The sequence below is a fragment of the Achromobacter sp. JCM 18799 genome (assembly GCF_055395645.1).
The window spans coordinates 4,535,007-4,557,769 of sequence record NZ_AP043866.1 but is presented as its reverse complement, the minus strand read 5'-3'; the positions used below and the strand labels follow the sequence as shown (position 1 = coordinate 4,557,769).

22 protein-coding genes are annotated in these 22,763 nt (G+C 65.3%); 18 read left to right on the top strand and 4 right to left on the bottom strand.

The genetic code is table 11. The features are described 5' to 3' along the window. Positions 1–13: 13 nt before the first annotated feature. Entirely contained in the window at positions 14–2,728 is a 2,715-nt protein-coding gene (locus ACZ5YA_RS21430; protein WP_464091208.1) for a cation:proton antiporter, read from the top strand. Between the two features lie 42 nt (positions 2,729–2,770). Here the strand turns inward: ACZ5YA_RS21430 and ACZ5YA_RS21425 are convergent, their stop codons facing one another. Continuing rightward, a complete protein-coding gene (locus ACZ5YA_RS21425) occupies positions 2,771–3,583 on the bottom strand; it encodes an NUDIX hydrolase (RefSeq protein ID WP_118935105.1) in 813 nt (270 codons plus the stop codon). Between the two features lie 288 nt (positions 3,584–3,871). Between ACZ5YA_RS21425 and coxB the strand changes: the two genes are divergently transcribed. The 5 genes from coxB (at position 3,872) to ACZ5YA_RS21400 (ending at position 8,046) form a co-directional block, all read left to right on the top strand. Next, the gene (gene coxB / locus ACZ5YA_RS21420) at positions 3,872–5,029 is read left to right on the top strand and encodes a cytochrome c oxidase subunit II (protein ID WP_059376871.1); all 1,158 of its coding nucleotides are present in this window, start codon (positions 3,872–3,874) and stop codon (positions 5,027–5,029) included. Positions 5,030–5,133: 104 nt separating this feature from the next. Further along, complete coding sequence (ctaD, locus tag ACZ5YA_RS21415) at positions 5,134–6,741, top strand: cytochrome c oxidase subunit I (RefSeq protein ID WP_054455447.1); 1,608 nt, start codon at positions 5,134–5,136, stop codon at positions 6,739–6,741. A gap of 31 nt (positions 6,742–6,772) precedes the next feature. After that, positions 6,773–6,898: a cytochrome oxidase small assembly protein gene (locus ACZ5YA_RS21410; RefSeq protein ID WP_013390977.1), complete on the top strand. Its 126-nt coding sequence runs from the start codon at positions 6,773–6,775 to the stop codon at positions 6,896–6,898. Between the two features lie 9 nt (positions 6,899–6,907). Then, positions 6,908–7,132, top strand: a complete 225-nt coding sequence (locus ACZ5YA_RS21405) for a DUF2970 domain-containing protein (RefSeq protein ID WP_013390978.1) — start codon at positions 6,908–6,910, stop codon at positions 7,130–7,132. 38 nt (positions 7,133–7,170) lie between these two features. Next, complete coding sequence (locus ACZ5YA_RS21400; RefSeq protein ID WP_042795688.1) at positions 7,171–8,046, top strand: cytochrome c oxidase subunit 3; 876 nt, start codon at positions 7,171–7,173, stop codon at positions 8,044–8,046. Between the two features lie 104 nt (positions 8,047–8,150). On the opposite strand, the gene ACZ5YA_RS21395 is transcribed toward ACZ5YA_RS21400, so the two are convergent. After that, on the bottom strand, positions 8,151–8,351 hold the full coding sequence (locus ACZ5YA_RS21395; protein ID WP_059376874.1) for a twin transmembrane helix small protein: 201 nt from the start codon (positions 8,349–8,351) through the stop codon (positions 8,151–8,153). Between the two features lie 39 nt (positions 8,352–8,390). Between ACZ5YA_RS21395 and ACZ5YA_RS21390 the strand changes: the two genes are divergently transcribed. From ACZ5YA_RS21390 to ACZ5YA_RS21370, 5 genes are all read left to right on the top strand, one after another. Then, complete coding sequence (locus ACZ5YA_RS21390) at positions 8,391–9,197, top strand: SURF1 family protein (RefSeq protein ID WP_059376876.1); 807 nt, start codon at positions 8,391–8,393, stop codon at positions 9,195–9,197. 90 nt (positions 9,198–9,287) lie between these two features. Then, a complete protein-coding gene (locus ACZ5YA_RS21385; RefSeq protein ID WP_464092866.1) occupies positions 9,288–9,869 on the top strand; it encodes an SCO family protein in 582 nt (193 codons plus the stop codon). Positions 9,870–10,026: 157 nt separating this feature from the next. Next, complete coding sequence (locus ACZ5YA_RS21380; protein ID WP_306637389.1) at positions 10,027–11,061, top strand: COX15/CtaA family protein; 1,035 nt, start codon at positions 10,027–10,029, stop codon at positions 11,059–11,061. 13 nt (positions 11,062–11,074) lie between these two features. After that, positions 11,075–11,968: a heme o synthase gene (gene cyoE, locus ACZ5YA_RS21375; RefSeq protein WP_059376878.1), complete on the top strand. Its 894-nt coding sequence runs from the start codon at positions 11,075–11,077 to the stop codon at positions 11,966–11,968. 17 nt (positions 11,969–11,985) lie between these two features. Next, a complete protein-coding gene (locus ACZ5YA_RS21370; RefSeq protein ID WP_059376881.1) occupies positions 11,986–12,591 on the top strand; it encodes an SCO family protein in 606 nt (201 codons plus the stop codon). 21 nt (positions 12,592–12,612) lie between these two features. Here the strand turns inward: ACZ5YA_RS21370 and ACZ5YA_RS21365 are convergent, their stop codons facing one another. Continuing rightward, positions 12,613–12,831 carry a DUF3717 domain-containing protein gene (locus tag ACZ5YA_RS21365; protein ID WP_059376882.1) on the bottom strand — a complete coding sequence of 73 codons (219 nt, stop codon included), beginning with the start codon at positions 12,829–12,831 and terminating at the stop codon, positions 12,613–12,615. 131 nt (positions 12,832–12,962) lie between these two features. Here ACZ5YA_RS21365 and ACZ5YA_RS21360 point away from each other — a divergent pair, with 131 nt between their 5' ends. The 6 genes from ACZ5YA_RS21360 to ACZ5YA_RS21335 all read left to right on the top strand — a co-directional run bounded on the left by ACZ5YA_RS21360 (position 12,963) and on the right by ACZ5YA_RS21335 (position 19,797). Then, entirely contained in the window at positions 12,963–13,643 is a 681-nt protein-coding gene (locus ACZ5YA_RS21360) for a glycine zipper 2TM domain-containing protein (RefSeq protein WP_464091207.1), read from the top strand. 40 nt (positions 13,644–13,683) lie between these two features. Next, complete coding sequence (locus ACZ5YA_RS21355; RefSeq protein WP_118932266.1) at positions 13,684–14,460, top strand: PhaM family polyhydroxyalkanoate granule multifunctional regulatory protein; 777 nt, start codon at positions 13,684–13,686, stop codon at positions 14,458–14,460. Between the two features lie 75 nt (positions 14,461–14,535). Next, positions 14,536–15,909, top strand: a complete 1,374-nt coding sequence (glmU, locus tag ACZ5YA_RS21350; protein WP_118932267.1) for a bifunctional UDP-N-acetylglucosamine diphosphorylase/glucosamine-1-phosphate N-acetyltransferase GlmU — start codon at positions 14,536–14,538, stop codon at positions 15,907–15,909. Further along, complete coding sequence (locus ACZ5YA_RS21345) at positions 15,882–17,294, top strand: MFS transporter (RefSeq protein ID WP_059376892.1); 1,413 nt, start codon at positions 15,882–15,884, stop codon at positions 17,292–17,294. The genes glmU and ACZ5YA_RS21345 overlap by 28 nt, the downstream gene beginning before the upstream one ends. 125 nt (positions 17,295–17,419) lie before the next feature. Beyond that, complete coding sequence (locus ACZ5YA_RS21340) at positions 17,420–18,742, top strand: UDP-glucose dehydrogenase family protein (RefSeq protein ID WP_054455429.1); 1,323 nt, start codon at positions 17,420–17,422, stop codon at positions 18,740–18,742. Continuing rightward, positions 18,739–19,797 (top strand): glycosyltransferase family 4 protein, encoded by a 1,059-nt coding sequence (locus ACZ5YA_RS21335; RefSeq protein ID WP_118932269.1) that lies wholly within the window; start codon positions 18,739–18,741, stop codon positions 19,795–19,797. The genes ACZ5YA_RS21340 and ACZ5YA_RS21335 overlap by 4 nt, the downstream gene beginning before the upstream one ends. A gap of 11 nt (positions 19,798–19,808) precedes the next feature. Here ACZ5YA_RS21335 and ACZ5YA_RS21330 read toward each other — a convergent pair whose 3' ends face one another. Beyond that, on the bottom strand, positions 19,809–20,297 hold the full coding sequence (locus ACZ5YA_RS21330) for an Lrp/AsnC family transcriptional regulator (protein WP_118932270.1): 489 nt from the start codon (positions 20,295–20,297) through the stop codon (positions 19,809–19,811). 152 nt (positions 20,298–20,449) lie between these two features. Between ACZ5YA_RS21330 and glmS the strand changes: the two genes are divergently transcribed. Next, positions 20,450–22,282, top strand: coding sequence for a glutamine--fructose-6-phosphate transaminase (isomerizing) (gene glmS, locus ACZ5YA_RS21325; protein WP_118932271.1), 1,833 nt, complete (start codon positions 20,450–20,452; stop codon positions 22,280–22,282). Positions 22,283–22,763 lie beyond the last annotated feature (481 nt).

The window sequence follows — 22,763 nt, the reverse complement described above, 5'->3', positions numbered from 1 at the left end:
CCACCCACAGAACATGGATGTAGGTTTTCTCGTATTCGGCCTGGCGGGTCTGTTGACGCTGGTCTGCTTCATGCCGCCCCTGGCCGGCCGCCTCAAGCTGCCCTATTCGGTGCTGCTGGCCATCGTCGGCTGTCTGCTGGGCATCATCGTGCACGTCCACGGCTGGGCGCCCAGCTGGATCGGCGACTTCCTGGATTCGCTGGAACGCTTCGAGATTTCGTCCGAAACCTTCCTGATGGTGTTCCTGCCGGTGCTCTTGTTCGAGACCGCGCTGTCCATGAACGTGCGGCGCTTGATGGACGATATCGGACCCATCCTCATGATGGCCATCGTGGCCGTGGTGGTCTGTACCGTGGTGGTCGGCGTCACGCTGGACGCCATTTCGCCCTACGGCTTGGTGGTCTGCCTGCTGCTGGGCGCCATCGTCGCCACCACCGACCCCGTGGCGGTGGTGGGCATCTTCCGCGAAGTGGGCGCGCCCAAGCGCCTGACCACTCTGGTCGAAGGCGAAAGCCTGTTCAACGACGCGGCCTCCATTGCCCTGTACTCCGTGCTGTTGGCGGTGCTGGGCGGCCATGGCGAACTCACCGCCAGCGGCATCTTCAACGACTTCATCGTGCACTTCATCGGCGGCGGCCTGGCGGGCTTCGCCATGGGCCGGCTGGCCTGCTTCCTGTTCGCCTGGCTGCGCGGCTTTCCCACCGCGGAAATCACGCTGACCCTGACGCTGGCGTATCTGTCCTTCTTCATTTCCGAGCACTACCTGAACGTGTCGGGCGTGGTCGCCACCGTGATCGCGGGCCTGGTGGTGGGATCCACCGGCCGCACGCGCATGTCGCCGACCACCTTCGAATACCTGTCCAGCGCCTGGGAGCAGTTCGGCTTCTGGGCCAACTCGCTGATCTTCCTGTTCGCGGCCATGCTGATCCCCAAGCTGATGGCGGCCGCCGACTGGCAGGAACTGGCGCTGGTTGCCGTGGTGTTCGTGGCGACGCTGGTTGCGCGCGCCATCGTCGTCTTCGGCCTGTTGCCGCTGCTGGGCCTGACTCGGCTGGGGACCAAGGTCAGCAGGCCCTACAAGGTTGTCATGCTGTGGGGCGGCCTGCGCGGCGCGGTGTCGCTGGCGCTGGCGCTGGCCGTGACGGAGCAGACCGGGGTGGCCGAAGAGGCGCGCCAGTTCATCGCGGTGGCCACCACCAGCTATGTGCTGCTGACCTTGTTCATCAACGGCATCAGCCTGCGGCCGCTGATTCGCATGCTGGGCCTTAACCAGTTGTCGCCGGTGGAGCGCACCATCCGCAACCAGGCGCTGGCCGTGGCGCTGGAAGACCTGCAGGGCAAGACCGAAGAGGTCGCCAAGACCGAGCATATCGGCACCGAGGTCCGCGACCGCATTCGCGCCGTGTTCGACGCCAGCCTGACCAGCGTGCATGACGGCCAGGTCAGCCAGATGACGGACGAGCAGCGCGTGGCGGTGGGGCTGGCCATCGTGGCCCAGCGCGAAGAGGAAATGTTCTTCGACATCCTGAAGGCGCAGATCGTGGACTGGCGCATGGCCGAAACGCTGCTGGCGCGGGCCGAACGGCTGGAGGACGCGATCCGGCTGGGCGGCATTCCGGGTTTTGAGCGCGCCATCGTTGCCGACGTGCGCTATTCCACCGGTTTCCGGCTGGCCTTGCGGCTGCATTATCTGTTCGGCTTCCAGGGCTGGCTGGCGCGTGAACTGGGCCAGCGCTTCGCCAACCTGATGAGCAAGCGGTCGGTCGCGCAGCGCCTGATCGCCTTCGCGCGCGAACAGATCACGCCCCTGCTGGGCGAGGACGCCACGCAGCGCATCGTGTCCCTGCATCAGCGCCGCCTGGACCTGATCGAAAACGCCATGCAGGCCCTCAACCTGCAATATCCGTCTTATGCCCAGTGGTTGCAGGAAAGCTACCTGGGCCGCGTGGCCCGCGAAATGGAGCGTATCCGCTACCGCGACATGCTTGAGCAGTTCCTGATCAGCGGCGAGGTCTACGCCGACCTGATGGCGCAGTTGAAGAGCCGCTGGGCCCACATCGACAAGCACCCGCCGCTGGACATCGAAATGAGCGCGGCGGACCTGATCAAGCGCGTGCCGCTGTTCGAAGGCCTGTCCGCCGATTCCCTGCGGGCCATCAGCAAGCTGCTCAAGCCGCGCCTGGCGCTGCCAGACCAGCGCGTGCTGAACAAGGGCCGCCATGGCGAAGAAATGTGTTTCGTGGCCTCGGGCGCCGTGGCCGTGCATCTGCCGGACAACACCATGATCGAGCTGGGCAGCGGTGAATTCTTCGGCGAACTCGGCCTGCTGGGCGAACAGCAGCTGATGCCGGAGGTGACGTCGCTGGGTTACAGCAAGCTGCTGATGCTGTCCTCGCGCGATTTCCACGCCCTGCTGGCGCGCGACGAGCATCTGCGTGAACGTATCCAGGTCGTGGCCAAGCAACGCCTGCGCGCAATCGAGGTGTGGAAGCAGTTTTCGCAGGCCAATGCCGCGCCCGCCCCGGTCCCCGCGCCGGCCTCGGCGCCGAGCCCGGCCCAGGCCGCCGAGGCCGCGGAAGCGGCGGGCGCTGCGTCGGGCACCGATACCCAAGCGGCGCGCGAAGCCGCGGGGGCGGATGCGCCGCCTGCAAGCGGCCTGCCAGGGAATCTCGCCGGCAACGTCACCGATACCCCGGCGCTGGGCGAGCCGGGCATCGTTCCGCGTTGATTCAGGAGTCGTGGCTGCCCGCGCAGCCGCGGGCCGCGAGGCTCAGGCCGGGATTTCGCCGGCCGCGCGGCGTTGCATGATGTCTTCGATGATCACCAACGCCGCTTCCAGCGTGAATTCGCCTTCCGCAACCTGGCGCACGGCCGTGGTCGCGTCGATGGTGGCGATCTCCATCACCTCGCCGTCCCGGTTGGCAGGACGGGCATCGGCTGCCAGCACGCAGGTGCTGGTCAGGACATCCTCGACCTGATAGCCCTCGGGCAGTCGGCGGTGGATGCGCAGGATGGTGCGCAGGGGCGAGCGCCGCGTCAGGTCGGGCGCGTCCAGGCCCGCCTCTTCGCCGCATTCGCGCACCAGCGCCAGTTCCAGGTCTTCGCGGCTGCCGGCCAGGCCGCCGACCAAGGTGTCCCACATACCGGGATCGGTCGATTTGCTGAGCGCGCGCCGCGCGACCCACAGGCGGCCATCCGGCGTCCATGCGTTCAGATGCACGGCCTTGGTGAGCAGGCCCAGCGGCCGCACCGCCGCGCGTTCGATCACGCCCAGCGGCTCGTCGCCGTCCAGAACATCCAGCAATTCGTCGCGCCAGCCACGTAGGCAGTTGGCTTGGCGCAACAGTTGCGCGGCCTGTTCGAGCACGCCGTTCAGGTCTGCGCCGGGCTGCAGGTCCGCGCCGATGCGCAGGCTTGCGCCGTCCGTTGCGATGCCGGGCGCATCGCGCAATGCGTCGCACGCCGCATGCGTGGCCCAGCCGCAGCGACGCCCCGCTATATATAAAGCGCGCGCGCCTTCCGGGGCGGGCTCTTGCGCGCGGGCGCGCAGGTCGGCGTACAAGTCGGACAACTGCTTGGGCATCGTGGAACCGTGGTGATGATGTTGCCGACGATTTTATGCCACCCTGTTTATCGCGCGCGGTCAAGGGGCGCGCGGAGATGGGGGCGGGCCTGACGAATTCAAGGGCACTAACTTACATCTATTTGCGCGTCCGCTATAATCCGCCAGTTTCTTTGTGATTTCGAGTGGGAACGACAGGGGCCGCTCTATCTCCCCGTCACGCCCTACCATCTAATAATTGCGCGTTGCCCGGTTCCGGTGACTTCCGCCACTAGCGAACGGACCTTCGCGCCGTGTTTCGAGGTAAGCATGAAGAAGTGGAGAGGGATACTGGGGGCTTGTGCGATGCTGATTGGCAGCGTGGCAGGTGCTCAGGTGCAAGATATGCCCGGCGGCCCGAAGGTCAATCAGCTCAATCTGCATGAAGGCGTGACGGCAATCTCGCGCGACATCATGTGGTTGCATTGGATGCTGCTCACGATCTGTATCGTGATCTTCATCGGCGTCTTCGGAGTGATGTTCTACTCCATCTGGGCGCATCGAAAATCCCGTGGTCATAAAGCCGCGACCTTCCATGAGCATCTGGGCGTGGAAGTCGCCTGGACCGTCATTCCGTTCATCATCGTCATCGCCATGGCGCTGCCCGCCACCAAGACGGTGGTTGCGATGAAAGACACTTCCAGCGCCGACCTCACCGTGAAGGTCACCGGCTACCAATGGAAGTGGGGCTACGAGTACCTCGACGGCTCGGCCACCGGCATCAAGTTCCTTTCCACGCTCTCGACCCCGCGCGCTCAGATCGAGAACCGCGAACCCAAGGGCGAGTTCTACCTGATGGAAGTGGACAACCATCTGGTCGTCCCGGTGAACAAGAAGATCCGCATCGTGCTGACCGCGGCCGACGTCATCCACTCGTGGATGATTCCGGACTTCGGCGTCAAGCAGGACGCCATACCCGGCTTCCTGCGCGACACCTGGTTCAACGCCGACAAGCCTGGTATCTACCGTGGCCAGTGCGCGGAACTGTGCGGCAAGGATCACGCATTCATGCCCATCGTCGTGGAAGTCATGGCGCAAGCCGACTACGATAAGTGGGTTGAAGACCAAAAGAAGAAGATGGCGGCAAACGCCGACGATCCCAATAAAGAGTGGACGGAAGCCGAACTGGTTGCCCGCGGCGAAAAGGTTTTCGCGGCGAATTGCGTTGCCTGTCACCAGGCCAACGGCAAGGGCATCCCGGGCAGTTTCCCCCCGCTCGACGGAGACAAGGTTGTTCTGGGCCCGAAGGCCGAACAGATCAACACCGTGCTGAAGGGCAAGCCCGGCACCGCGATGGCGGCATTCGGCGGGCAGCTCAACGATGTCGAAATCGCAGCGGTCATCAGCTATACGCGCCATGCCTGGAGCAATGCAGGCAAGGGGCAGGACCCGACGGTTCTACCGAAGGACGTGCAGGCTGCGCGCTGATTGCGCGCGCCTCGCCACACCCTCGCAGAACCGGTTCCGTTTAGTTAGAGATACCCTGCCGGCCCCGTCGATCGGGCCCGGCACTCAGCAGGAAGGAGTCCATCATGAGCAGCGTCACTGTAGACCACGTGTCGCCGGGCCACGGCCACGGTCACGATGACCACCACCACGCCATCCCCACCGGCTGGCGCCGCTGGCTTTTCGCCACGAACCACAAAGACATCGGGACGATGTACCTCATCTTCTCGTTCGTCATGCTGCTGGAAGGCGGCACGCTGGCGCTATTGCTGCGCACCGAGCTCTTCGAGCCGGGCCTGCAGTTCTTCCGCCCCGAACTCTTCAACCAGTTCACCACCATGCACGGCCTCGTCATGGTGTTCGGCGCGGTCATGCCGGCCTTCGTGGGTTTCGCCAACTGGATGATCCCGATGCAGATCGGCGCCTCCGACATGGCGTTCGCCCGCATGAACAACTTCAGCTTCTGGCTGCTGCCGGTGGCCGCGATCATGCTGACCGCGTCGTTCTTCGTGCCCGGCGGCGCCACCGCGGCCGGCTGGACGCTGTACGCGCCGCTGTCACTGCAGATGGGCCCGGGCATGGACCTGGCGATCTTCGCGCTGCACATCATGGGCGCCTCGTCCATCATGGGCGCGATCAACATCATCGTCACCATCCTGAACATGCGCGCGCCCGGCCTGACGCTGATGAAGATGCCGCTGTTCTGCTGGACCTGGCTGATCACCGCCTTCCTGCTGCTGGCCGTGATGCCGGTGCTGGCCGCCGCCATCACCATGGTGCTGACCGACCGCCATTTCGGCACGGGCTTCTTCAACGCCGCCGCAGGCGGCGACCCGGTCCTGTATCAGCACGTGTTCTGGTTCTTCGGGCATCCCGAGGTCTACATCATGATCTTGCCGGCGTTCGGCATCGTGTCGGCCATCGTGCCCGCGTTCGCCCGCAAGAAGCTGTTCGGCTACGCCTCCATGGTTTACGCGACGGCTTCCATCGCCGTGCTGTCCTTCATCGTGTGGGCGCACCACATGTTCACCACCGGCATGCCGGTGACGGGCCAGCTCTACTTCATGTATGCCACCATGCTCATCTCCATCCCCACCGGGGTGAAGGTGTTCAACTGGGTCGCCACCATGTGGCGCGGCTCCATGACGTTCGAGACCCCGATGTTGTTCTCGATCGGCTTCATCTTCGTGTTCACCATGGGCGGCTTCACCGGCTTGATCCTGTCGGTGGCGCCGATCGATATCCAGGTCCACGACACCTACTACGTGGTTGCGCACTTCCACTACGTGCTGGTGGCGGGCTCGCTGTTCGCCCTGTTCGCCGGCGCCTACTACTGGGTGCCCAAGTGGACCGGCCGCATGTACAGCGAAAAGCTGGGCAAGCTGCACTTCTGGTCGACGCTGATCTCGTTCAACGTCACCTTCTTCCCGATGCACTTCCTGGGCCTGGCAGGTATGCCGCGCCGCTACGCCGACTATGCGGGCCAGTTCACGACGTTCCACCAGATGGCCACCATCGGCGCGTTCTGGTTCGGCCTGTCGCAGCTGATCTTCCTGTGGGCGATGGTGCGTTGCTACATGGGCAAGGGCGAACCCGCCGCGGCCAAGCCGTGGGAAGGCGCCGAAGGCCTGGAATGGACCGTGCCGTCGCCTGCTCCCTTCCATACGTTCGAAACCCCGCCCGAAGTGAAGTAAGGCAGCCTTTCATGTTTCAGGTAGCACAGCAATGACACCCGAGCAGCGCCGCCGCAACAAGATCGCAGGTCTGGTCCTGCTGGCTTTCGTCATTGCCGTGTTTGCCTGGACCGTGCTGCGCGGCTCGGCCCTGCTGTCTGGCGTCGCGGTCAGTTAGGCGCGGGCCATGAGCGACGACCTGCGTGAAACCTCCCAGCGCAAGCTGAGTTTCCTTCAGACCATGAAGGCGGTGGCGTGGGGGTTCTTCGGCGTGCGCAAGGGGGCGGGCCATCGGGAAGACGTCGCCAAGCTCAACCCGGTCCATGTGATCGTGGCGGGGCTGCTGGCAGCGGCTATCTTCGTTACTGTGCTGGTATTAATTGTGCGTTGGGCCGTTTCCAGCCTGACTTGAATCACTTAATTCTATAAATCTGTACCAGGGAGAAAGCCATGAGTGCAAGCCACTCGGTTCAAGGTAAAGAGGCACCGTACTACTTCGTGCCCGCCGACTCGGGTCATCCCGTGCGTACGGCTGTGGCGCTGCTGTTCATGGGCCTGAGCGCCGCGGCCTGGATCAACGGCGTCAGCTGGGCCAAGTGGACCCTGCTGGCGGGCTTCATCGGTTTGATCGTGGTGCTGTACTACTGGTTCGGCGACGCCATCCACGAATCCGAGATCGGCCTGAACAGCAAGCGCATCGACGGTTCCTACCGTTGGGGCATGAGCTGGTTCATCTTCTCGGAAGTCATGTTCTTCGCGGCGTTCTTCGGCGCCCTCTGGTACACGCGCACCATCACCACGCCGTGGCTGGGCGACATGGACCACCGCCTGATGCTGTGGCCCGACTTCCAGGCCGTGTGGCCGAACTTCGGTCCCGCCGGCGTGGTCGAGCACTTCCAGACCGTCGGACCTTTCTGGCTGCCCACCATCAACACGGCGCTGCTGCTGAGCTCCGGCGTCACGTTGACCATCGCCCACCATGCGCTGCGCGAAAACCATCGCGGCAAGACCATCTTCTGGCTGCTGGCCACCGTGGTCCTGGGCTTCGTCTTCGTGGCCTGTCAGGCTTACGAATACCACCACGCCTATACCGAGCTGAACCTGAAGTTCAATTCGGGCGCCTACGGTTCGCTGTTCTACATGCTGACGGGCTTCCACGGCTTCCACGTGCTGCTGGGCGCCACCATGTTGACGGTCATCCTGATCCGCCTGATCCGCGGGCATTTCACGGCCGACCATCACTTCGGTTTCGAAGGCGCCGCCTGGTACTGGCACTTCGTGGACGTGGTGTGGCTGGGCCTGTACCTGTTCGTGTACTGGTTCTGAGCGTTACGCGGAAACTATGAAGCGCGCCAGTTCTTGTGTGAGAACTGGCGCGTTTTACTCATCTGCGATCGTGATGCACTTGCGGGAACCCGCGGCCCGGATGCCTATCTAAGGCCTGTGCTTTCGATCCAGCCCATGTAATGGGCGAACAGCACAAACAGGAACAGAGCCACCGACAATCCGATGCGCACCGTCAGCGCGTTGACCGTGCGGCTGGTGGTTCCCTTGTCCCGCATCAGGTAGACCAGAGCCGATGCCAGGCTGGCCAGAATCCCGATAAAGGCCAGGACGACGAAAACGCGCATGGTGGTCTCCGGACGAATCAGAGTAGTTATTGTAGAAATATGGCCCGACCGCATTCAACCCGATACACGGTAGCCGCCTTGCTGTTGCTGGGTGTCGCCGTGGTCATCCTGGCTTCGCTGGGGCAATGGCAATTGCGCCGCGGCGATGAGCGACGCGCCATTCTGGCCGCTATCGAAGCGGGCCGCAAGCAAGCGCCGCTGCCCTTGACCCCGGCCACCGATCCCGCCGAGATGACCGCCTGGCGTTCGGCCCAGGCCAGCGGGGTCTGGCTGCCGCAATTCAGTGTACTGCTGGACAATCGCAACCACGACGGCAAGCCCGGCTATTGGCTGGCCACGCCCTTGCTGCTGGACGCCGATGCGCGCCGCGCCGTGCTGGTGCTGCGCGGCTGGATTCCGCGCGTCATGGGCATCCAGGGCCAGGGTCCTGCGCAGCCACCGCTGCCCGCCACGCCCGAAGGGCAGCAGACAGTGACGGGCGAACTGTCGCCGCGCGTGCCGCGCCTGTTCGAGATCTGGTCGCTGGGCGGGACGGAGCAATCCGCCTTGCCGGCATCGCTGCCCGCGGCTGGCGGCGTTTTGCCGCAGGTGCAGAACCTGCCGCTGGACGCATACGCCAAGTCCACCGGTCTGGCGCTGCTGCCCACGGTGCTGTCGCAATCCGCAAGCGGCGCGGAAGACGGCCTGGTGCGCGATTGGCCGCAGCCGTCCGTGGACTTCCAGCAGAACACGTCCTATGCCGTACAGTGGTTTGCCTTTGCCTCGATTGCCGCCGTCGCATGGCTGGTGGTGCTGGGGGGCGCCATCCGGCGCATGCGGCGCGCGCAGAACGCGCCCGGCGCCTGACCGGGACGCCGATTCTTAACCCGCAAGACGACAGGATACAAAGTGGCTCGCGACCTTTCCTCTACCAAGCCCGCACGCAAGCGCTCCCTGATGCCGATGCTGCTGGTGTTCCTGTGCTCGCTGGCGCCCATCGTCGCGGCGGTCGTGGTCTACATGAATCCGCAGTGGTGGCCCGATGAGTCCAGCAATTACGGCGCGCTCCTGAATCCGCAGCGGCCCATGCCCGCGGCCGCGGAATTGCGCCTGACCACGCTGGATGGCCAGCCTTTCGACCTGCAGAGCCTGAAGGGCAAGTGGCTGCTGGTGGCCGCCGACGGCGGCGCTTGCCCGGAAAGCTGCGCCCGCAAGCTCTTCATCGCGCGCAACAGCCATGCCAGCCAGGGCAAGAACGTCGACCGGCTGGCGCGTGTCTGGTTCATCACGGACGATGCGCCCGTGCCGGACAAGGTGCTGGAAGCCTACAAGGGCACGGTCATGGTGCGCGCGAATCCGGACCAATTGGCGCGGTTCCTGCTGGCGCGCGATACTGCGGCGGGCCAGCCCAGGCTGGAGGCGCCGATCTGGGTGATCGACCCGCTGGGCAACCTGATGATGCAGTACCCTGCCGAGGCCGATGGCGTGAAGGTGCGCAAGGACATCAGCAAGCTGGTGTACAGCTCGAGAATTGGGTAACCACCCCCGGAGCGCCTGCGGCGCTTCCCCCGCAAGGGGGGGGCCGCCGAGGGGGCGCCGCGCATGGGCCGGTAAAGCCGGCTCCATGGCGGCCCGGATTGGGGCAGGATGGTTTTAATGCGTCGCGCGCGGCGCCGCAGATTGGATGTTTATGGAAATCGAACGCATCAAAGCGCGTTATCGCAAGCTTGTTTTCTTTACCTGGTTCCTGACGCTGGACCTCATCATGTTCGGCGCTTTCGTGCGGTTGACGGACTCCGGCCTGGGTTGCCCCGATTGGCCCGGCTGCTACGGCAGCGTGACGCCGCTGGGCGCGATGGGCGACATCCACGAAGCGTCGCAGGCCATGCCTTTCGGCCCGGTCACCTTGTCCAAGGCCTGGATCGAAATGATCCACCGTTATGTCGGCACCATCCTGGGCATGCTGATCATCGGCATCGTCTACATGGCCTGGCGCTACCGCAGCCAGCTGGGCCGTTCGCCCAAGCTGGCCGTCGTGACCCTGATCGCGGTTTGCGTGCAGGGCGCGTTCGGCGCCTGGACCGTGACCCACAAGCTGATGCCCGTCGTCGTGACCGCACACCTGGTGTTCGGCCTGTCGGTGCTGGCGCTGATGACCTGGCTGTCGGCGCGCGAGCGTCCGCATCTGGCCGTGGCCGCGGCGGCCGCGCGCTGGAAGCCCTGGGTGGCCGGGGGCTTTGCCCTGCTGCTGGTGCAGGTGACCCTGGGCGGTTGGGTCAGCACCAACTACGCCGCGCTGGCCTGCATGGACTTCCCCATGTGCCACGGAGCCTGGGTGCCGGAAATGGATTTCCATGGCGGCTATTCGGTCATCCGGGCGCTGGGCGAATTGCCCTCGGGCGAGATGATCTCCCAGCCGGCGCTGACCGCGATCCACTGGGTCCACCGCAACTTTGCCTTCGTGGTGTTCCTGTACCTGGGCATACTGGCCTGGCGCCTGCGCGCCGAGCCCGGCCTGCGCGGCCCGGCCACGCTGATGCTGGCGCTGCTGGGCGCGCAGCTGCTGACCGGCCTGACCACGATCTTTTTCCAGTGGCCGCTGTTGATCGCGGTGCTGCACAATGGAGGCGCCGCCGGCCTGACCCTGGCCGCGGTGGTGTTGATGGTGCGTTTGTCCACAGCTGGACGTGCGCCCGCCGGGGGCTACGGCCCCAATTCGGTGCGCGTTTAAAATAGGGCCCACTATGACCAGTATTGCTGCTCCCCAGCCCGGATTGTTCCGCCAGTATTTCGTCCTCACCAAGCCGCGTGTGACGCAGTTGGCGGTGTTTTGCGCCGTGATCGGCATGTTCCTGGCGGCGCCCGGCATTCCCGACATGCGCCGCGTGCTGTTCGGCACGCTGGGCATCTGGCTGCTGGCCGCGGCCGCTTTCGCCATCAATTGCCTGATCGAACAGGAAATCGACGCCCGCATGCTGCGCACCGCGCGCCGCGGCACGGCGCGCGGCACGATTTCGGCGTTCCAGGTGCTGAGCATGTCCGGGCTGCTGGGCGGCGCCGGCATGTTCGTGCTGTATCACCTGGTCAATCCGCTGACCATGTGGCTGACCTTCGCTACCTTCGTGGGTTATGCCGTCATCTATACCGTCATCCTGAAGCCGCGCACGCCGCAGAACATCGTCATCGGCGGCCTGTCGGGCGCCATGCCGCCCGCGCTCGGTTGGGCCACCGTGGCGGACTCGGTGCCGGCCGAGGCCTGGATCCTGGTGCTGATCATCTTCATCTGGACGCCGCCGCACTTCTGGGCGCTGGCGCTTTACCGCAACCACGACTACAAAAAGGCCGGCCTGCCCATGCTGCCGGTCACGCATGGCAACCAGTTCACGCGCCTGCACATCCTCTTGTACAGCGTGGCGCTGGTCGCCACCACGCTGCTGCCCTATGCCATCCGCATGAGCGGCGAACTCTATCTGGCGTCCGCGCTGGTGCTGGGCGGCATGTTCGTTTCCTATGCGTGGCGGCTGTATCGCGCCTACAGCGACGAGCTGGCGCGCAGCATGTTCCGTTTTTCCATACTCTACCTGGCGCTGCTGTTCGGCGCCCTGCTGGTGGACCACTGGGTCGGCCTGCTGCGCTGATCCCCTGGAGGTTGTCGATGTCCGTGTTTTCCACCAGCCGCCGGCTGGTCCTGCGCCTGGGCGCAGCCGCCGCTTTCACCGCCGCTCTGGCCGCCTGCGGCGACAGCAAGCCCGTCTTCAAGGGCAGCGACATCAGCGGCACCCAATTGGGTCGTGGCATGGAGCTGGTCGATTACAACGGCAAGACGCGCCAGTTGTCCGATTTCGCCGGCAAGGTGGTGGTCGTGTTCTTCGGCTTCACGCAGTGTCCGGACGTGTGCCCGACCTCGCTGGCCGAGCTGACCGAGGTCATGAAGAAGTTGGGTCCGGACGCCGACCGCGTCCAGGTGTTGCTGATTTCGGTGGATCCCGAGCGCGACACGCCTGAAGTCCTCAAGCAGTATGTCACCGCCTTCGATCCGCGCTTCCTGGGGCTGACCGGCACGCCGGACCAGGTGAAGAAGGCCGCCGCGTCCTTCAAGGCCTATTACGCCAAGGCGCCCACCAAGGACGGCAGCTACACCATGGACCACACGGCCGCGTTCTACCTGCTGGACGGCAAGGGCGAATCGCGCGTGCTGGCCAACAACAACATCGGGGTGGAAGCCCTGACGCAGGACATCAAAGCCTTGCTCAAGGGTTGAGCAGGCGCGCCCGCCCCTGGCCTACTTGCCGGCGGCGGCCCAACCGGCCAGCGCGGCGCGGGCCGGCTCGCTCAGTTCGGCGGCGGGGATCTCGCGCCGATGCGCCATGATCATCAGCGCGTAAGGGGTGGCCAGCGCGGCAGCCTCGGGGCACAGGCGGGACTCGTCGCCCACCGACGGCGAAACATTGCGCCAGTAGTTGATGGCCTGTTCGAGCTGGGGCAGGGTAATGGGATCCATCCGGCTATTGTCCACGAATGGGCAATGCTGTCCACCCGCGCAAGTCCTGCAAAGAAGCGTCACCATCGCAACACGCCGAAACCGTGCCTGGGTGCTATACCACTGCCGGTTAGTAACGATGGAGCATCGTCATGAATACATCCGCCAAAATTGAATCTGCGCGCCGCGCCATCCATCCCCTGGTCGCCGCGGCCGCAATCGCCGTCATCGTCATGTGCACGGTGGGCGTGGCCGCCGTGATGGGCTGGTTGCCCTCGCCTTCGGCCAACCCGCATCCCGACGAGCCGGTGGCCGAGGCCGGGCCGGAAAGCGCCAACCTGGCGCCTGCGCCGCAGGCCGCCGTGCCGCCCGCGCCCGCGCAACAAGGGGCCCAGGCGTCCGCCGCGCCGCGTCCGCAGGCTCAGGCGCAGGCGCCAGCTCCCGCCCAGCGTCCCGCGCCCCAGTCGTCCGCGCCGCAAGCCTGCGCCACCTGCGGCGTGGTGGAATCGGTCCGACAAGTGCAGGTCCCCGTCAAGGACAATAGCGACCACCTCATCGGCACCATCGGCGGCGGCGTGGTCGGCGGCGTCGTGGGCAACCAGTTCGGCGGCGGCAGCGGCAAGACGGCCCTGACCGTGCTGGGCGCGGTGGGCGGCGCTTTGGCAGGCCGTGAAGTTGAGCGTAATATCAGACAGCAACAAACGGTGACGCACTATGAACTCACGGTGCGCATGAATGACGGCAGCACGCGGCAGTTCCGCAGCGCGCAGCCGTTCGCTTTTGCGTCCGGCGATCATGTGCGCGTGGAGAACAATCAGCTGCTGCGCGGATGATCCCGCCTGCCGGCGATATCTGTCTTAGGGGAGACCAGGAATGAGCGACCAACACACGAACCCGTTCGTTCTGCCCGGCATGGGCCAGCATTCCGACCTGTCGGGCAACCCGCTCCTGGCCAGCATGGAAATGATGCGCCAGGCCTGGGCGGGCCTGACCGGACCTGGCGGTCTGGCCAGCAGCCTGCCCATGGCTCCCCCGATGAACCTGGAAGACCTGGACCGCCGTATCGCCGAATTACGTTCGGTGGAAAACTGGCTGCGCATGAACCTGTCCATGCTGTCCGGGACGATCCAGGGCATGGAAGTCCAACGCTCCACCATCAGCACCTTGCGAGCCTTCGTGGACAGCGCGGCCAGCATGGACATGAGCGCCTTCCAGGACAGCGGCGCGGCCTCGCCGCTGGAAGTGGTGCTGGGTCTGAAACCTGCGCCCAAGTCCGCAACCAAGGCGGCGGCCTCTGGTTCTGCCGCCGAGGGCGGCAAGAACAAGGACGAGGAAGCCACCGGCGCTGCGGGGCAGCAGCAATCCGCCGCGCCAGGCATGAGCGAGCAGATGGGCGCCGCGGCGCAATCGGCTTCCAAGGCCTGGTGGGATCTGCTGCAGCAGCAGTTCAACCAGATCGCCGCCGCTACCGCGGCTTCCATGCCGGCGGCGCCTGCCGCTCCCGGCGCGGATGCGGCGGCCAAATCCAATCCCAAACCGGGCGATTCCAAGGCCGCGGCCGCGCCCGCCGCCAAGGCGTCCAAGCCGGCGGCCCGCAAGTCCGCCGCGCCCCGCAAGGCCGCCAAGAAAACCGGACCGGACGCCAACTAGCGTCGGTCCTCTCTTTCAATCGTCGGGCGAGATGGCCGCAAGGCCTCTCGGCCGCCATTCAACATACTGGAACCTATGCTTAACGTAGTAATTCTTGCCGCCGGACTGGGTAAACGCATGCAGTCCGATCTCCCCAAAGTGCTGCACACGCTGGCTGGCAAACCGATGCTGGGCCACGTGCTGGACAGCGCGCGCCAACTGAAGCCGGCGCGCATCATCGTCGTGGTCGGCCACGGCGCGGACCGTGTCAAGCAGGCCTACGAAGGCCAGGCGGACCTGCACTTCGTGTTGCAGCAGCCGCAGCAAGGCACCGGCCACGCCGTACAGCAGGCCGTGCCGCTGCTGCTTGAGGGCGATGGCAAGGACGACGTGACCCTGGTGCTCTACGGCGACGTGCCGTTGGTACAGCCCGAAACCCTGCAGCGCCTGCTGGCAGCGCGCGGCGCCGGCGCCGCTGTGCTGACCGAAGTGTTGGATGATTCCACCGGCTATGGCCGCATCGTGCGCGACGCCAGCGGCAACGTGTGCCGCATTGTCGAGCACAAGGACGCCTCGGACGCCGAGCGCGAGATCAAGGAAGTGAATACCGGCATCCTCACCGCGCCGACCGCGAAGCTGAAGGACTGGTTGTCCCGCATCGACAACAACAACGCCCAGGGCGAGTACTACCTGACCGACGTGGTCGGCCTGGCGGTGGTCGACAGCGTGCCGGTGGGCGCGGCCCAACCGGGTGCGTCCTGGGAAACGCTGGGCGTGAACAGCCGCGTGCAGCAGGCCGAACTGGAACGCCGCTGGCAGGCCGAACAGGCCCGCCGCCAGCTGGAAGCGGGCGTCACCCTGGCTGACCCGGCGCGCTTCGATGTGCGCGGCTCGCTCACCTGCGGACGCGACGTGTTCATCGACGTGGGCTGCGTGTTCGAAGGCCAGGTGTCGCTGGCCGACGGCGTGCGCGTGGGCCCGCATTGCGTGCTGCGCGACGTCAGCGTCGGCCCGGGCACGCACATCGAAGCCTACAGCCATCTGCAGCAGGCCCAGGTCGGCCGCGATGCGCGCGTCGGCCCGTACGCCCGTCTGCGTCCCGGCGCCGAACTTGGCGATCGCAGCCATGTCGGCAACTTCGTCGAGATCAAGAAGAGCGTGCTGGGCGAGGACAGCAAGGCCAACCACCTGGCCTACATCGGTGACGCCGACATCGGCGCGCGCGTGAACGTGGGGGCGGGCACCATCACCTGCAACTATGACGGCGTGAACAAGCACCGCACCGTCATCGAGGATGACGCCTTCATCGGTTCGGACACGCAGCTGGTGGCCCCGGTGCGTGTCGGCCGCGGCGCCACGCTGGGCGCTGGCACCACCCTGACCCGCGACGCGCCGGCCGAGAAACTGACGGTGTCGCGCGCCAAGCAGGTCACCGTCGACGGATGGCAGCGCCCGGTCAAGAAATCGTGACGGGGCAGAGCGGAGAGGCGCCGGCCAACGGCGCCAAGCCCGCGCCGCCCGACGGCCTGCCGACGCCGCGCCGGTACTGGGCGGCGGCCACCGTGATGACAGGCATCAGCCTGTCGGTTCTGGACACCACCATCGCCAACGTGGCCCTGCCCACGATCGCCGTCGACCTCAATGCGTCGCCGGCCCAGGCGGTCTGGATCGTGAACGCCTACAACCTGGCGGTGGTGATGATGCTGCTGCCCTTGTCGGCGCTGGCCGAGCGCATCGGCTTTCGCCGCATGTTCACCTTCGGCCTGATGCTGTTCACCCTGGCCTCGCTGGGCTGCGCCCTGGCCGGCACGCTGTGGCAGCTGACGGCGGCGCGCGTGTTCCAGGGCATAGGCGCGGCGTCGCTCATGTGCATGTTCGGCGGGCTGGTGCGCAACATCTATCCGCTGAAGCTGCTGGGACGCGGGATCAGCATCAACGCCACCACCGTGGCCATCATGTCGGTGCTGGGGCCGACCATCGGCTCGGCCATCCTGTCGGTGGCGCCCTGGCCCTGGATCTTTGCCGTTAACCTGCCAATCTGCGCGCTGACGATGCTGGGCCTGCGCCATCTGCCGGAAGTGCCGCGCAACGACGTGAAGCTGGACTGGATCAGCGCCCTGCTGTGCATGCTGACCCTGGGCGTCTTCATTTCGGGCGTGGACATGATGGGCATGGACCTGCTGCGCGGCATCGGTCTGGTGGCGATCGCCACGGTTATCGGCTTCGTGCTGGTGCGCCGCGTCGGCAAGCAGCCGGCGCCGCTGGTGCCGGTGGACCTACTGCGCATCCGTCCGCTGGCCTTTGCGGTGGGCGCCTCGGCCTGCACCTTCGCCGCGCAGATGGCGTCCTATGTGTCGCTGCCGTTCTATTTCCAGCAGGTGCTGGGCCGGCCCTATCTGGAAGTGGGCATGCTGATGGGCGCCTGGCCCGTGGGTACCGCCCTCATCGCTCCGCTGGCGGGCCGGCTGTCCGACCGTTACTCGGCCGCCACGCTCAGCGGCATAGGCGCGGCCGCGATGGTGGTCGGCATGCTGTGGCTGGCGGCGCTGCCGGCCACGGTGTCGAACTGGCCCATCGTCGCGGGCATGTTCGTGGCGGGGATGGGTTTCGGCTTTTTCCAGACGCCCAACAACCGCGCCATGCTGTCGGCGGCGCCCCGTTCGCGCAGCGGCGCGGCGGGCGGCCTGCAGGCCACCACCCGGGTCTTCGGCCAGAGCTTCGGCACGGCGCTGGTCGCGATCGCGTTCAGCATCAGCCTGGCCCATGGCCCGGGCCTGGCGCTGGTGCTGGGCACCATTTGCGCCGGGCTGGCGGTGGTGGTCAATACGGTCCGCTTCAGCAAGCTGCGGACCTAGGGCGGTCCCGAGGGACCGTCTTTACGGCGCCGGCGGGCCCGGGCCTCGGCCGCTTCTATAATGACGGCCGGCGCCGGGTTTCAGTCACCCGGCGCAACGATTACCTATTTTGAAGGCGTTCAGGCATGAAGATCACGGTCGTGGGTACCGGTTACGTGGGGTTGGTGTCGGGGGCGTGCCTGGCCGACATGGGCAACGACGTCATGTGTCTGGACGTGGACGCGGCGAAGATCGCCCTCCTGCGCCAGGGCGGCATTCCCATCTACGAGCCGGGCCTCGAAGACCTGGTGCGCCGCAACGTGCAGGCGGGCCGCCTGCATTTCACCGACGACGTCGCGCAGAGCGTGGCCTTTGGCGACGTGCAGTTCATCGCCGTCGGCACCCCGCCCGGCGAGGACGGTTCGGCCGACCTGAAGTACGTGCTGGCCGCCGCCCAGAACATCGCGCGCCACATGACGTCGCGCAAGCTGATCGTGGACAAGTCCACCGTGCCGGTGGGTACCGCCGACAAGGTGCGTGACGTGGTGGCGCGTGAACTGGCCGCGCGTGGCGTGGACATTCCGTTCAGCGTGGCGTCCAACCCCGAATTCCTGAAGGAAGGCGCGGCCATCAACGACTTCATGAGCCCGGACCGGGTCGTGGTCGGCGCGGACGACGACTACACCATCGGCGTCATGCGCCGCATCTACGAGCCCTTCCAGCGCACCCACGACCGCCTGATGGTCATGGACGTGCGCTCGGCCGAGCTGACCAAGTACGCCGCCAACGCCATGCTGGCCACGCGCATTTCCTTCATGAACGAAATGGCGAACCTGGCTGAAGCCCTGGGCGCGGATATCGAGCAAGTACGCCGCGGCATCGGCGCCGATCCGCGCATCGGCTATCACTTCCTGTACCCCGGCGCGGGCTACGGCGGCTCCTGCTTCCCCAAGGACGTGCAGGCGCTGGTCAACACCGCTGCCGAGAACGCCTTGCCCATGCGCGTCATCGAGGCCGCCGAGGCTGCCAACCACGCGCAGAAATTCCGCCTGTCCGAAAAACTGGTGGCGCGTTTCGGCGAAGACCTCAAGGGCCGCAAGATCGCGCTATGGGGCCTGTCCTTCAAACCCAATACCGATGACATGCGCGAAGCGCCCAGCCTGACCGTCATCGCCGAACTGACGCGCCGCGGCGCCGAGGTGCGCGCCTATGATCCCGTCGCCATGCACGAGGCCGCGCGCGCGCTGGCCGGCAAGCCCGGCATCAGCTTCGCCACCGACATGTACGACGCGCTGGACGGCGCTGACGCGCTCCTGATCGCGACCGAATGGAAGGTCTTCCGCGCGCCCGATTTCGACCGCGTCAAAGCCCTGCTCAAGACCCCGCTCATCATCGACGGACGTAACCTCTACACGCCCGCGGACGTACGCGGCCTGGGCTTCGAGTACTCGGGCATCGGCCGCGCATGAGGATCCTGCAGCTGAACTTCGAGAAGGGCTGGCGCGGCGGCGAACGGCAGACGCTGTACTGCATGCGCGCATTCCGCAAGGCCGGCCACGACGTCGAAGTGATGTGCCGCGAAGGCGCGCCGCTGGCCGAGCGCGCGCGCCAGGAGGGTTTCGTGGCCCATACCTGCCGCAACGTGCCCGGACAGCTGGCCTTCCTGGCTGGCGCAGGCCGCTACGACATCGTCCACGCGCAGACCGCCAACACCATCACCTGGGCGGTCCTGACCAAATGGCTGCACCGCCGGCCGGTGGCTTTTTCCCGCCGCACGTCCTTCGTGGTCAAGCCCGGCGATGAATGGAAGACCGGCTTCAAATGGCGCCACGCCGACCTGTTTGTGGCGATCAGCGAGATGGCCGCGGGCGAACCGCGCCGCCTGGGGATCGAGCCCGTCATCATCCGCAGCGCCGTCGAGCCGCACCAGATCGACGCCGAGAATGTCGCCCGGCTGGTGCGCGAATTCGACCTGACCGGCAAGAAGGTCATGGCCACGTCGGCCGCGCTGATCCGCGACAAGGATCCGGTCACGCTGGTGCGCGCCGTGGCCGAATTGGCCAAGACGCGCCGCGACTTCGTGTTCCTGCACTTCGGCGCCGGCGGCGACCGCGAGCAGCAGGCCAAGGACGAGGCGCGCAAGCTCGGCATCGAGGACGTCTATCGCTTTGCAGGCTTTCGCAAGGGCGTGGAAGATTTCTACAGCATCCTCGACGTGTTCGTCATGAGCTCCGAGGAAGAGGCCCTGGGCAGCAGCGTGCTGGACGCCTTCCTGCAACGCGTGCCAGTGGTGTCCACCGATGCCGGCGGCCTGAAGGAAAGCCTGGCCGACGGCCGCGGCGTGCTGTGCGCCGTGGGCGATTTCCAGGCCATGGCGCAGGGCATGGCGCGTTGCCTGGACGACGCGGCCTTCCGCCAGGAAGTCACCGAACGCGCCTACGCCTACGTGCGCGACGAGCACGACGTGCAGAAAATGGGCAACCGCTACCTGGCGCAGTTCGAGCGCCTGATCGCCCGCCGCTGATCCGCCGCGCGTCAGGTCCGCAGATCTATCCGGGTCTCGAACTTGGCGCGATGCACCGAGAAGAAGGTGCGCACGTTGCGCACATTGGCCTGCGCGGTAAAGGCCCGGTGCACCAGCGCGTGATAAGCCGGCATGTCCTTCACCTGGGCGATGACCACGAAATCCGGCCCTGGCGACACCCGGTAGCACTGCAGCACCGCGGGTTCGGTCAGCATGCTCTGCTCGAACGCGTCCAGGCTTTCAGCCGCCTGCACGTCCAGGGTGATCTCCACGATCGCCGTCAGCGTGCTGCCCAGTTTTTCCGCCGACAGGATCGCCACCTGCCTGTCTATCACCCCTTCGTCCACCAACCGGCGGACCCGCCGCAGGCAGGTCGGGGGCGAGGCATGCACGCGTTGCGCCAGCTCCTGGTTGGTCAGCGAACTGTCTTCTTGTAACTGTTCAAGAATGCGCCGGTCCAGATCATCCAGCTCTGGCAGGGAAATCTGTGCGTTTTGCATGATTAATTTCAAAAAAATGATCTTGAAGAAATATTATTTAATCACAATCATGTAAGGGAATTAACTTCCATTTTTATCAGTATAAAGAAATCAAATTTCTTGCAGGGACGAGCACAATGCGTCGGTACACGAACTTACCGGAGCACTCTCCTATGTGCGGCATTGTTGGCGCCGTCGCCCAGCGCGACATCACCCCGATCCTCGTCGAAGGCCTCAAGCGCCTTGAATACCGCGGCTACGACTCCTGCGGCGTCGCCGTCTACGCCGACGGCCATCTGCGCCGCACGCGCAGCACGCAACGCGTGGCCGAACTGGCCGAACAGGTTGCACAGGACAAGGTCAGCGGCTTTACCGGTATCGCCCACACCCGCTGGGCCACGCACGGCGTGCCGGCCACCCACAACGCCCACCCGCACTTCTCGCGCCTGGGCAACGACGAGCCGCGCATCGCGCTGGTCCACAACGGCATCATCGAGAACCACGACGAACTGCGCGCCGAGCTGCAGGCCGTGGGCTACGTCTTCGAAAGCCAGACCGACACCGAAGTGATCGCGCACCTGGTCAACCACCTGTATGCCGGCGACCTGTTCGAAGCCGTGCAGAACGCCGTGCGCCGCCTGCATGGCGCCTACGCCATCGCCGTGTTCTGCCGCGACGAGCCGCACCGCGTGGTCGGCGCGCGCCAAGGCTCGCCGCTGGTCGTGGGCGTGGGCCAGAACGAGAACTTCCTGGCTTCCGACGCGCTGGCCCTGGCCGGCACCACCGACCAGATCATCTACCTGGAAGACGGCGACGTCGTCGACCTGCAGCTCTCGCGCGTCTGGATCGTGGACGCCAACGGCAAGAACGTGGACCGCGAAGTCCACACCGTGCACGTGCATACCGGCGCGGCCGAACTCGGCCCCTACCGCCACTACATGCAGAAGGAAATCTTCGAACAGCCGCGAGCCGTCGGCGACACGCTGCAGGACATCGAAGCCATCACGCCCGAACTGTTCGGCGACCAGGCCTACAAGATCTTCAAGGACGTCGATTCCCTGCTGATCCTGGCCTGCGGCACCAGCTACTACGCCGGCCTGACCGCCAAGTACTGGATCGAGTCCATCGCCAAGATCCCCGTGGCCGTGGAAATCGCCAGCGAGTACCGCTACCGCGACAGCGTGCCCAACCCGCGCTCGCTGGTGGTCACCATCTCGCAGTCCGGCGAAACCGCCGACACCCTGGCCGCCCTCAAGCACGCCCGCTCGCTGGGCATGGAAAACACGCTGACCATCTGCAACGTGTCCACCAGCGCCATGGTGCGCGAGTGCAAGCTGTCGTATATCACGCGCGCCGGCGTCGAGATCGGCGTGGCGTCCACCAAGGCCTTCACCACCCAGCTCACCGCCCTGTTCCTGCTGACCCTGGCGCTGGCGCAGGTGCGCGGCCATCTGAGCGAAGAGCAGGAAGCCGAACACCTGAAGGCGCTGCGCCACCTGCCCGTGGCCATCGGCTCGGTGCTGGCCCTGGAGCCGCAGATCATGGCCTGGGCCGACCGTTTCGCGTCCAAGGAAAATGCCCTGTTCCTGGGCCGCGGCATGCACTACCCGATCGCCCTGGAAGGCGCGCTCAAGCTCAAGGAAATCAGCTACATCCACGCCGAGGCCTACCCGGCCGGCGAACTCAAGCACGGCCCGCTGGCCCTGGTGACCGAGCACATGCCCGTGGTTACCATCGCGCCCAAGGACGAGCTGCTGGAAAAGCTGAAGTCCAACATGCAGGAAGTGCGCGCCCGCGGCGGCGAGCTGTATGTCTTCGCCGACGCCGACAGCAAGATCCAGAGCGCCGAAGGCATGCACGTGATCCGCATGCCGGAGCACTACGGCAAGCTCTCGCCCATCCTGCACACCATCCCGCTGCAGCTGCTGTCGTACCACACGGCGTGCGCGCGGGGCACGGACGTGGACAAGCCGCGTAACCTGGCCAAGAGCGTGACGGTGGAGTAAGGCCGGACAATCGCAGCCGTATCGAGCAAAAGCCCACCCGCCCGGTGGGCTTTTTGCTTTTTGGGCGGCTCGTGTGCGAATACTTACTTGTGCTGCGGACGGGCGTCAGTCTTTGTTATTTCTGAATAATGACTGTAGCCAGGCTGTTTTTGAATATGACATTGCGCCGGCCATTAATAAATAACCCCGCGCCGACATTATGTTTTTTCATTTTGGTTAAACCGGACCAAGAAAAACTCTTTTATATATTTGCTAACAACCTCAATGACGGGTCATGTTGCGGTTTATGTAATGAATGTAATTATTTGAGGGATTTCCCTGGGTTTATTGCGACGAATTCGACTTACTTGCACAGCAATAAAAATATTTAGAAAGAATTTCGCTGTTTGCTACCTATACGATTCGTTGGCTCGCCGCTTGGCACGTCTGATCAAGTATCGAGCTGTAAATATTCTTAAGCAATACGCCCGCCCGAACCGGG

Excerpts from the sequence above, each read along its gene's own strand:
- ACZ5YA_RS21385 (WP_464092866.1), top strand. The coding sequence starts at position 9,288 with ATGCCGATGCTGCTGGTGTTCCTGTGCTCGCTGGCGCCCATCGTCGCG.
- ACZ5YA_RS21395 (WP_059376874.1), bottom strand. The coding sequence starts at position 8,351 with ATGCGCGTTTTCGTCGTCCTGGCCTTTATCGGGATTCTGGCCAGCCTG.
- ACZ5YA_RS21345 (WP_059376892.1), top strand. The coding sequence starts at position 15,882 with ATGGCAGCGCCCGGTCAAGAAATCGTGACGGGGCAGAGCGGAGAGGCG.
- ACZ5YA_RS21360 (WP_464091207.1), top strand. The coding sequence starts at position 12,963 with ATGAATACATCCGCCAAAATTGAATCTGCGCGCCGCGCCATCCATCCC.
- ACZ5YA_RS21370 (WP_059376881.1), top strand. The coding sequence starts at position 11,986 with ATGTCCGTGTTTTCCACCAGCCGCCGGCTGGTCCTGCGCCTGGGCGCA.
- glmS (WP_118932271.1), top strand. The coding sequence starts at position 20,450 with ATGTGCGGCATTGTTGGCGCCGTCGCCCAGCGCGACATCACCCCGATC.
- ACZ5YA_RS21400 (WP_042795688.1), top strand. The coding sequence starts at position 7,171 with ATGAGTGCAAGCCACTCGGTTCAAGGTAAAGAGGCACCGTACTACTTC.
- ACZ5YA_RS21355 (WP_118932266.1), top strand. The coding sequence starts at position 13,684 with ATGAGCGACCAACACACGAACCCGTTCGTTCTGCCCGGCATGGGCCAG.
- ACZ5YA_RS21335 (WP_118932269.1), top strand. The coding sequence starts at position 18,739 with ATGAGGATCCTGCAGCTGAACTTCGAGAAGGGCTGGCGCGGCGGCGAA.
- glmU (WP_118932267.1), top strand. The coding sequence starts at position 14,536 with ATGCTTAACGTAGTAATTCTTGCCGCCGGACTGGGTAAACGCATGCAG.
- ACZ5YA_RS21340 (WP_054455429.1), top strand. The coding sequence starts at position 17,420 with ATGAAGATCACGGTCGTGGGTACCGGTTACGTGGGGTTGGTGTCGGGG.
- ACZ5YA_RS21330 (WP_118932270.1), bottom strand. The coding sequence starts at position 20,297 with ATGCAAAACGCACAGATTTCCCTGCCAGAGCTGGATGATCTGGACCGG.
- ACZ5YA_RS21410 (WP_013390977.1), top strand. The coding sequence starts at position 6,773 with ATGACACCCGAGCAGCGCCGCCGCAACAAGATCGCAGGTCTGGTCCTG.
- ctaD (WP_054455447.1), top strand. The coding sequence starts at position 5,134 with ATGAGCAGCGTCACTGTAGACCACGTGTCGCCGGGCCACGGCCACGGT.
- ACZ5YA_RS21390 (WP_059376876.1), top strand. The coding sequence starts at position 8,391 with ATGGCCCGACCGCATTCAACCCGATACACGGTAGCCGCCTTGCTGTTG.
- coxB (WP_059376871.1), top strand. The coding sequence starts at position 3,872 with ATGAAGAAGTGGAGAGGGATACTGGGGGCTTGTGCGATGCTGATTGGC.
- ACZ5YA_RS21425 (WP_118935105.1), bottom strand. The coding sequence starts at position 3,583 with ATGCCCAAGCAGTTGTCCGACTTGTACGCCGACCTGCGCGCCCGCGCG.
- ACZ5YA_RS21430 (WP_464091208.1), top strand. The coding sequence starts at position 14 with ATGGATGTAGGTTTTCTCGTATTCGGCCTGGCGGGTCTGTTGACGCTG.
- ACZ5YA_RS21405 (WP_013390978.1), top strand. The coding sequence starts at position 6,908 with ATGAGCGACGACCTGCGTGAAACCTCCCAGCGCAAGCTGAGTTTCCTT.
- ACZ5YA_RS21365 (WP_059376882.1), bottom strand. The coding sequence starts at position 12,831 with ATGGATCCCATTACCCTGCCCCAGCTCGAACAGGCCATCAACTACTGG.
- cyoE (WP_059376878.1), top strand. The coding sequence starts at position 11,075 with ATGACCAGTATTGCTGCTCCCCAGCCCGGATTGTTCCGCCAGTATTTC.